Below are 6,556 nucleotides of genomic sequence, written 5' to 3'. Positions count from 1 at the left end.
GCCCACCGGCGCCCACCGGCACCCTCCCCGGCGGCCCCGGGCCGAGCCGGCCGGGGCCGGGGGAGGGCCCGGTCCCCGGCGTCAGCCGGTCTTGCGGCGGACCTTCTTGTTCTTGCCCCCGGCGCCGGCGCTGGAGCCCTGCACCTTCGCCCGGCTCTGGTGCGACTGCTGGGACTGGGCGCTCGCGGCGTTGCGCGCCAGCGCCTCGCGGAACTTGCGCTTGGCCTCGTCGGCCGGGGACTCGTCCTGCGGGACGTCCGCCGCGGCCCCGTCCGTCTGTGCCCCGTCCGCCTGCGGGGTCTGTGGTGCGTCAGCCATCGGTGTGCCTCCTGGAGTGATCACGTCCGCCCAGTCTGTCAGCCGGGCCGTTCGCGGGCCATCGGGTTCGCACCGGGGCGGCCGGTCAGCGGGCCGGGGCGGGCGCCCCGGCCCCGCCGCCGGCGCGGATGGCGCACAGCGCGGCGGTGTGCAGGGCGTACGGATCGCCGTGGGCCACCGGGCTGCCGGTCAGCGTGTACCACTCGTCCGCCTCCGTGTACTGGATCGCGAACGCGACCGTGCCGTCCGCCCCGCCGGTCGTCCGCAGCGTGAGGGGGCCGGTGATGACCCCGACCTCGTCGGTCATGGCCCCGCCGGGACCGGCGAGGACCTCGTCCTGCCAGGTGTGTTCGGGCCCGGTCACGAGGCGCAGGTGTCGATCATGGTGGTGAGCGTGGCCCTCTCGCCGTCGGTGACGGTCAGCCCGTAGTGGGACTTGACGGTGGTCCAGGCGCGCCCGTACTGGCACCAGCTCGACTTGTCCGTCGGCTGCCACAGGTCGGGGCTCTGGTCGCCCTTGGAACGGTTGGAGGACGCCGAGACCGCCAGCAGTTGCGGCCGTGTCAGGTCGTTGGCGAAGGCCTTGCGCCGGGCCGCGTCCCAGGCTGCGGCGCCCGAGCGCCAGGCCTCGGCGAGCGGCACCATGTGGTCGATGTCCAGCTTCGCGGCCTCGGTGACGGTCGCCCCGTCGTACAGGCTCTTCCAGCGGCCCGTCAGGGCCCGGCACTCGGCGTCCTGCGTGACGTCGGTGCCGTCCCGCTTGAGGACCACCTCGCGGGTGTCGCACTTGTTGCCCTGCTCGGCCCAGTGCGTGAACTTGTCTCGGCTGTACCCGGCCATCGTGCCGGGCTTGCCCGTCGTCAGCGCCGCCAGCTGGGTCCGGGCGACGGCCGCGCTGACCATCCCGGGCAGCACGTCCGCGGGGGCCGGCTGTCCGGCGGCCCCCGAGGGCGCCGGCGGGGCGGAGCTCGCGCTCCCGGTCCTGCCGGGGGCCGGGCCCGGTCCTGGCGTACCCCCGGTCTTGCCGTCCCCGGAGGACCCCGGCCCACCGCATCCGCTGATACCGAACAGCACGGCCGCCACTACCACCGCCGCGCCGCGCACACCTGCCTGACGACCCATGACCCACCCCGACGAGACTCCGCGCTGACCCGGGAAGACTACCCATAACCGGACAACCAACCCTGCACCGGGCGGTGCGGAGTGTCCGGGCAGCCGCACTACGCCGTGTGCTCGGGATCACCTCGCCGACCGGATGAGGCCGGCGGGGAAAGGCGGTGCGGTGCCGGTCCTGCGGATGACCGCTGGTGGGTGAGGGCGATGAGCAGTCCGAAGGCGAGGACGGCGGTGGCGGTGCGGGCGTCGTTGAAGAGTTCCCAGCGGCGCAGGACCTCCGCGTGGCCGGGCGGTGGCGAGGTGGCGGCCCACTGCTTGATCCGGCCGTTGATCGGGACGTTCCCGAACCGTGTGATCAGGAAGGAGGAGACCGTCAGGAGCCCGGCCGCGCCGGCCAGGACGCGGGCCCGGCCGCGTACCGAGGCGGCCAGGGCGAGGGTGCTGAGGGCCGATACCGCCATCGTGGCCTGCATGGTGATGCCGTTCATCTTCATCAGCTCGGCGTGGAAGCCGAGGCGCATCCCGATCGGCACGGCGTTGAAGGTCGGGACCAGGTTGGCGGCGCCGTAGCCGAAGGCGCCCGCCAGCAGGCCGGTGGAGAAGAGGGCGAGTGCCCGCAGGAGTCGGGTGCGCCGCACCGCCGTCACCGGCCGCTGAGCGGCTGCCCCGCGGCGTTCGGCGGCCATGGGGGCCTCGATGGCGGGCTGTTCGCCCGCGGTGGGTTCCGTCGCGCTTGGCATGTGATCAAGCCTGCGGGTGACCGGTCCGTACGGCCAATAGAAGGTTCCGCTGCCACCCAGCAGCAATGGTTATGGAACTCCGGCAGCGGGAGCGGGAGCGGGAGCGGGGGCGGCCGCCGCTCGACCGCTCGCACCGGTCGATGACGTCGGCCGGGGCCCGGGCCGATGCGGCTAGGTGCGCAGCGTCCGCCATGCGCGGGGGTGCAGCGGGACCGGCGGCAGGCGCAGCAGGTCCGCCAGTGGGGCTCCCTGTTCCGCCCAGCGGCGCAGCAGCTCGCGGTCGATCCACCGCACGCCGTGCCGGTCGCCCCACGCCTTGGCGTCCTGGGTGAGGCCGCCGTTGGTGACCACCAGGGCGTGGTCGGCCCGGTGCGCCGGACCCGCCGCGCCCATCGCCTCGGCCATCACCGACGTGCCGACGGTGGCCCCGGCGGCGCCCGCGCGGGTGTGCCGGGCCCGGACGAGGATGCGGCCGTGCCGCGCGTCCTCGCCGATCACCCCGGCGGCCCCGCGAGCGCCCCAGCCGTCCCGGGCCAGCAGGTCGCGCACCGCGTACTCGAACTCCTCGTGGCCCATGGCGTCGAACTCCGCCAGGGTGATCCGCAGGCCGGCGGGACGCGCCGCCCGGTTCAGCGTGCGCCAGCCCGCGACGGCCACCGCCGCGAGGGCCGCGGCCAGGGCCACGGCCGGGCCGTGCGCGGCGGCGACCCCGGTCACGGCCACCAGCGCGACGAGCGCCAGGCCCCCGGCGGCGATCCGCTCCCCGGGCCCCCGGGTGCGGCCGCGTGCCCGTACGAGGTGGTAGCCCTCCCGTGCCATCGAGCCCCCTCCGCTCAGGGGCCGGCCGCGGTGCGGGGCCCTCCCGGGGAAGAGTGTGGGCAGCGCGGCGTCCAGAAAGGGTGGAATCGTCATGGACGTCGAGTCGAGGGCCCAGATCCAGCCGCACCGGCTGTCGGCCCGTCCCCCGCGCACGGGGGGCCGAAGCCCTCGCGACCGGGCCGAGCGCCCGAAGGACTTGGCCGAAAACAGGGAGCGCATCGCGCCCCGCCCGCGCCGGAGCCGCCTCCCGCCCCGGACCCTGGGCCCCGCACCCCCGTGTTCCGCGCCGAGGACGCGCGAGGCCAGGGGGACGTACGGGGACGGGCCCCGCCCCCGCCGTGGCCGGCCCGGACATCGGCGGCGTCGCCCTTCCGTGGCGGAGGCGGACGGGCAGCCCCGGGGCGGCGGGGCCCACTCCCGCCCCGCCCGCCGACGGAGTCGACGCCCCCGCGCCGGTGGACCGCCCGCCCGGACCGGTCCGGCGGGGCCTTCGCCGCCGGGGCGGTCAGATCCAGGAGGCGGTGACCAGGGAGCGCCGGGCCGCCTTCAGGTGGACGGACGCTGCCAGCCAGGCCCAGGCGTAGCCGTCCGACGAAGGGTCGGTGAGCCGGCCGAAGACGTCCCTGGGGCGCCGGTCCGCCTCGGCCACGAGAGCGGCCGTCAGGTCCGCCGCCGCCCCGAATCCGGCCCGCCGCAAAGGACCGTACGCGGTCAGCGGCTGCGGTCCCCGCGCGGTTTCGGCCACCGCGCGGCGGCCTCCCGCCACGCCCGTCTCCAGCAGCCGCCCCACCCGCCACAGCGGCGCGTCGGCCAACGGGTCCGGACCCGGCACCACCGCCTCCGCCGCGGCCGAAGGGCCCTCGCCCGCGAAGTGGCTGCCCTGGAGCCGGTCGTAGCCCAGATCGGCCCGGTCGTGCCACTCCGGCGGCAGCCGCAGCGTGTACGCGGCCCCGGGCACCGGCCCCACCGCCAGGGGGCTCAGGGTCGCCGCACGGTCCGGGTCCGGGCGGCCCAGGACGCGCACCGCCAGCCCCGGGTACCCGGCCAGGCGGCGCAGGTTGGCGGTGTGGGCCAGCTCCGGGTGCGGATGCGCGGGACGCAGCCGCAGCAACGGGGCGTCCGCGCGGGGTTCCCGTACGAGCAGGTGCTCCCCGGCCGCGCCGACGACCTCGACGTCGCAGCCCAGCAGGCCCGGTTCGGCCTCCTCCCGGGACAGCAGCTCGGCAACGGCTTCCACCGCCGGGCGCGCGAACAGCGCGGCCAGCGGCTCCGCCGTCCACGGCGTCACGGGCATGGGGGTGGCCCGCACCCCGCGCCCGGCGCCGAGCCGCCCGTCGGCGGAGACCGTCGCGCCGACGATGCGCAGGCCGGCCCGGGCCAGCCCGGCGTGGTCGAGGGCGCCTCCGCCGAGAGTGACGGAGGCGGCCCCCGCACCCCGGGCGCGGGCGAGGCCGCCGGGCCGGACGTCCGACAGGGAGTAGGCGGAGCCGTCCGCGCCCAGCAGGTGGGTGACCACGCCCCCGTACCCCGTGGCGCTCAGCACCGGCTCCCGGCACAGGCCGTACACCCGCAGGCCGCCCCCGGCCGTGTAGGCGCGGCGGCCCCCGCCGGTCAGCCCCGGACCGCCGGTGCCGGACGCCAGCAGCGCGGCGGAGGTCAGCAGTTCGCGGAAGGCGGCGGCGAGGTCGCCGAGGCGCTGCGCCGCGTGCCGTTCCCGCGCGGCGCGCAGACCCCGTACGACGCGCAGGGCGGCGGCCTCGGCCTGCGGCAGCCCGGCCACGCGTGCGGTGTGCGCGGCGCGCAGCAGTTCCGCCTGGGCCACCGCGCCGGCGGCCGTGACCCCGGCGGCCAGCGCCTCGGCCCCGACCGCCCACAACCCGGCCCCGGCCGCCCTCTGAGCAGCCGTCACCGGGGCCGCGACCCCGTCGCCGGTCCGGTCGGCGGCGTGCCCGTCCGCTGCCGCGCGGGGCGCGGTGCCGGGGGCGGCGGCCTCTGCGGGGAAGGCCCCCGGCTCGCCGCCCGCCTCCGCGCGGGACGCCGGGCCCGCCCCGCTACGGGAACCTGCCTCCGCCGCCGGGCGGGGTCCGGCCTGCGCGCCCGCCTCCGGGAGGGAACCGGCGGCCGGGACGGGCTCCGGCTCCGTGGCCCCGTACGGCTCCGGCTCCGCGCCCCCGTACGGCYCCGGCTCCGGGTCCGCCAAGGGGCTCGCGCCCAGGGCGGCCGCGCGGTGGAGGCAGCGGGGGGCCAGCAGGCAGGCGCAGACGGCCTGGGCGGGATCCGTGACCGTCCCCGACGGGCCCGGCCTCAGCGTGACCACCGCGTCCTCGCCGAAGCGGACCGTGACCGTGCCGTCCGGTCCGGCCTCGGCCCCCGCCCCGCACGCCTCGACGGCGGCGTCGAGCCGTTTGCGCAGCCGGGCGCTGAGGCCTTCCACCGCCTCCGCCAGCACCTCGGGGGCGACGGGGGGCAACACGGTGCTGCTCATCGGGGTTCTCCACGGAGTCGGTCGCCCACCCAGCGGGCGAGGGCGAGGGGGCTGAGGGCGGCCACCGGCATGCCGGCCGCCACGAGTTGCCGCGCCACCGGCACCGAGTACCGGGGCGCGCCCGCGTCGTCGAGCGCGGCGCAGCCCAGCAGATGGGCGCCCGAGGCGGCCAGGGCGCGCACCTCGCCGAGCAGGCCCCCGAGCGGGGCGCCCTCCTCGAAGTCGCTGACCACCACGACCAGCGTGCGGCTCGGCACCGTGATCAGCGTGCGCGCGTGCGCGAGCCCCGCCGCGATGTGCGTACCGCCGCCGACCCGGACCCCCAGCAGCAGCGACAGCGGATCGTCCACGCGGTCCGTGAGGTCGGCGACCTCGGTGGAGAACGCGAGGAAGTGCGTGGACAGGGTCGGGACGCCGCCCAGCACCGCCGCCGTCAGCGCCGACCAGATCACCGAGGCCTCCATCGACCCGGACACGTCGACCACCAGGATCAGCCGCCAGTCCGCCTCGCGGGAGACGCGCGTGCTGAACACCGGCCGCTCCGGGACCACCACCACCCGGCCGTCGTCCAGCCGCCGGGTGTGCGCGAGGTTGGCCCGCAGGGTGCGCGCCAGGTCGAGCGGGCCGCCCGGGCGGCGGGTCGGCCGCGGGGTGGCGAGCCCCGACAGCGCCGGCCGCAGGCGGGTGGCGAGTTCCTTGGCCAGCTCGTCGACCAGGCGCCGTACCAGGGGTCGCAGCCGGGCGAGTTGCTGCTCCGGCATGCCGCCCGCGAGCGAGAGCACCGAGGTCAGCAGCTCCACGGAAGGGCGTACGGATCCCGGGTCGAGCGTCGCGAGCACGTCGGCGCGGCCCGCGTCGGCCGCGTCGGCGAGCACTTCCTCCCGCAGGTCGGAGCCGAACAGCGCCTCCAGCTCCGCCGCCCACTCCCGGGCGGTCGGGAAGGACGGGTCGTCCCCGCCGCCGGTACCGTCGCGGCCCACGTCGCCGGAGCCCTCACCGCGCCCGGCCCCGTACAGCTCGTCCAGCGCCCGTGCGTAGCGGCCCGCGCCGGCCGGGAGCCGGTCGCGCTGCCGGCCGA

General features: G+C 77.8%; 7 protein-coding genes. All 7 read right to left on the bottom strand.

Going from position 1 to position 6,556, the window contains the following annotated elements:
* Window positions 1-81 precede the first annotated feature (81 nt).
* Window positions 82-318 carry a DUF5302 domain-containing protein gene (locus AB4039_RS40700; RefSeq protein WP_266836631.1) on the bottom strand — a complete coding sequence of 79 codons (237 nt, stop codon included), beginning with the start codon at window positions 316-318 and terminating at the stop codon, window positions 82-84.
* 85 nt (window positions 319-403) lie between these two features.
* Window positions 404-682: a hypothetical protein gene (locus tag AB4039_RS40695; RefSeq protein ID WP_442273155.1), complete on the bottom strand. Its 279-nt coding sequence runs from the start codon at window positions 680-682 to the stop codon at window positions 404-406.
* Entirely contained in the window at window positions 679-1,221 is a 543-nt protein-coding gene (locus tag AB4039_RS40690) for a GmrSD restriction endonuclease domain-containing protein (RefSeq protein ID WP_442273154.1), read from the bottom strand. Before AB4039_RS40690 ends, AB4039_RS40695 begins: the two co-directional genes overlap by 4 nt.
* Before the next feature lie 317 nt (window positions 1,222-1,538).
* Window positions 1,539-2,174, bottom strand: coding sequence for a DUF1772 domain-containing protein (locus AB4039_RS40685; protein WP_442273153.1), 636 nt, complete (start codon window positions 2,172-2,174; stop codon window positions 1,539-1,541).
* 171 nt (window positions 2,175-2,345) lie between these two features.
* Window positions 2,346-2,993: a restriction endonuclease gene (locus AB4039_RS40680; RefSeq protein ID WP_442273152.1), complete on the bottom strand. Its 648-nt coding sequence runs from the start codon at window positions 2,991-2,993 to the stop codon at window positions 2,346-2,348.
* 505 nt (window positions 2,994-3,498) lie between these two features.
* Window positions 3,499-5,478: a hypothetical protein gene (locus AB4039_RS40675; RefSeq protein ID WP_442273151.1), complete on the bottom strand. Its 1,980-nt coding sequence runs from the start codon at window positions 5,476-5,478 to the stop codon at window positions 3,499-3,501.
* On the bottom strand, window positions 5,475-6,556 hold a 1,082-nt coding region (locus tag AB4039_RS40670; protein WP_442273150.1), incomplete at its 5' end, for a VWA domain-containing protein. The genes AB4039_RS40670 and AB4039_RS40675, both read right to left, overlap by 4 nt.

The organism is Streptomyces sp. M-16 (genome assembly GCF_052114405.1).
Lineage (GTDB): Bacteria > Actinomycetota > Actinomycetes > Streptomycetales > Streptomycetaceae > Streptomyces.
This window is presented reverse-complemented; position numbering and strand designations above follow the sequence as displayed.

Excerpts from the sequence above, each read along its gene's own strand:
- AB4039_RS40690 (WP_442273154.1), bottom strand. The coding sequence starts at position 1,221 with ATGGTCAGCGCGGCCGTCGCCCGGACCCAGCTGGCGGCGCTGACGACG.
- AB4039_RS40680 (WP_442273152.1), bottom strand. The coding sequence starts at position 2,993 with ATGGCACGGGAGGGCTACCACCTCGTACGGGCACGCGGCCGCACCCGG.
- AB4039_RS40700 (WP_266836631.1), bottom strand. The coding sequence starts at position 318 with ATGGCTGACGCACCACAGACCCCGCAGGCGGACGGGGCACAGACGGAC.
- AB4039_RS40685 (WP_442273153.1), bottom strand. The coding sequence starts at position 2,174 with ATGCCAAGCGCGACGGAACCCACCGCGGGCGAACAGCCCGCCATCGAG.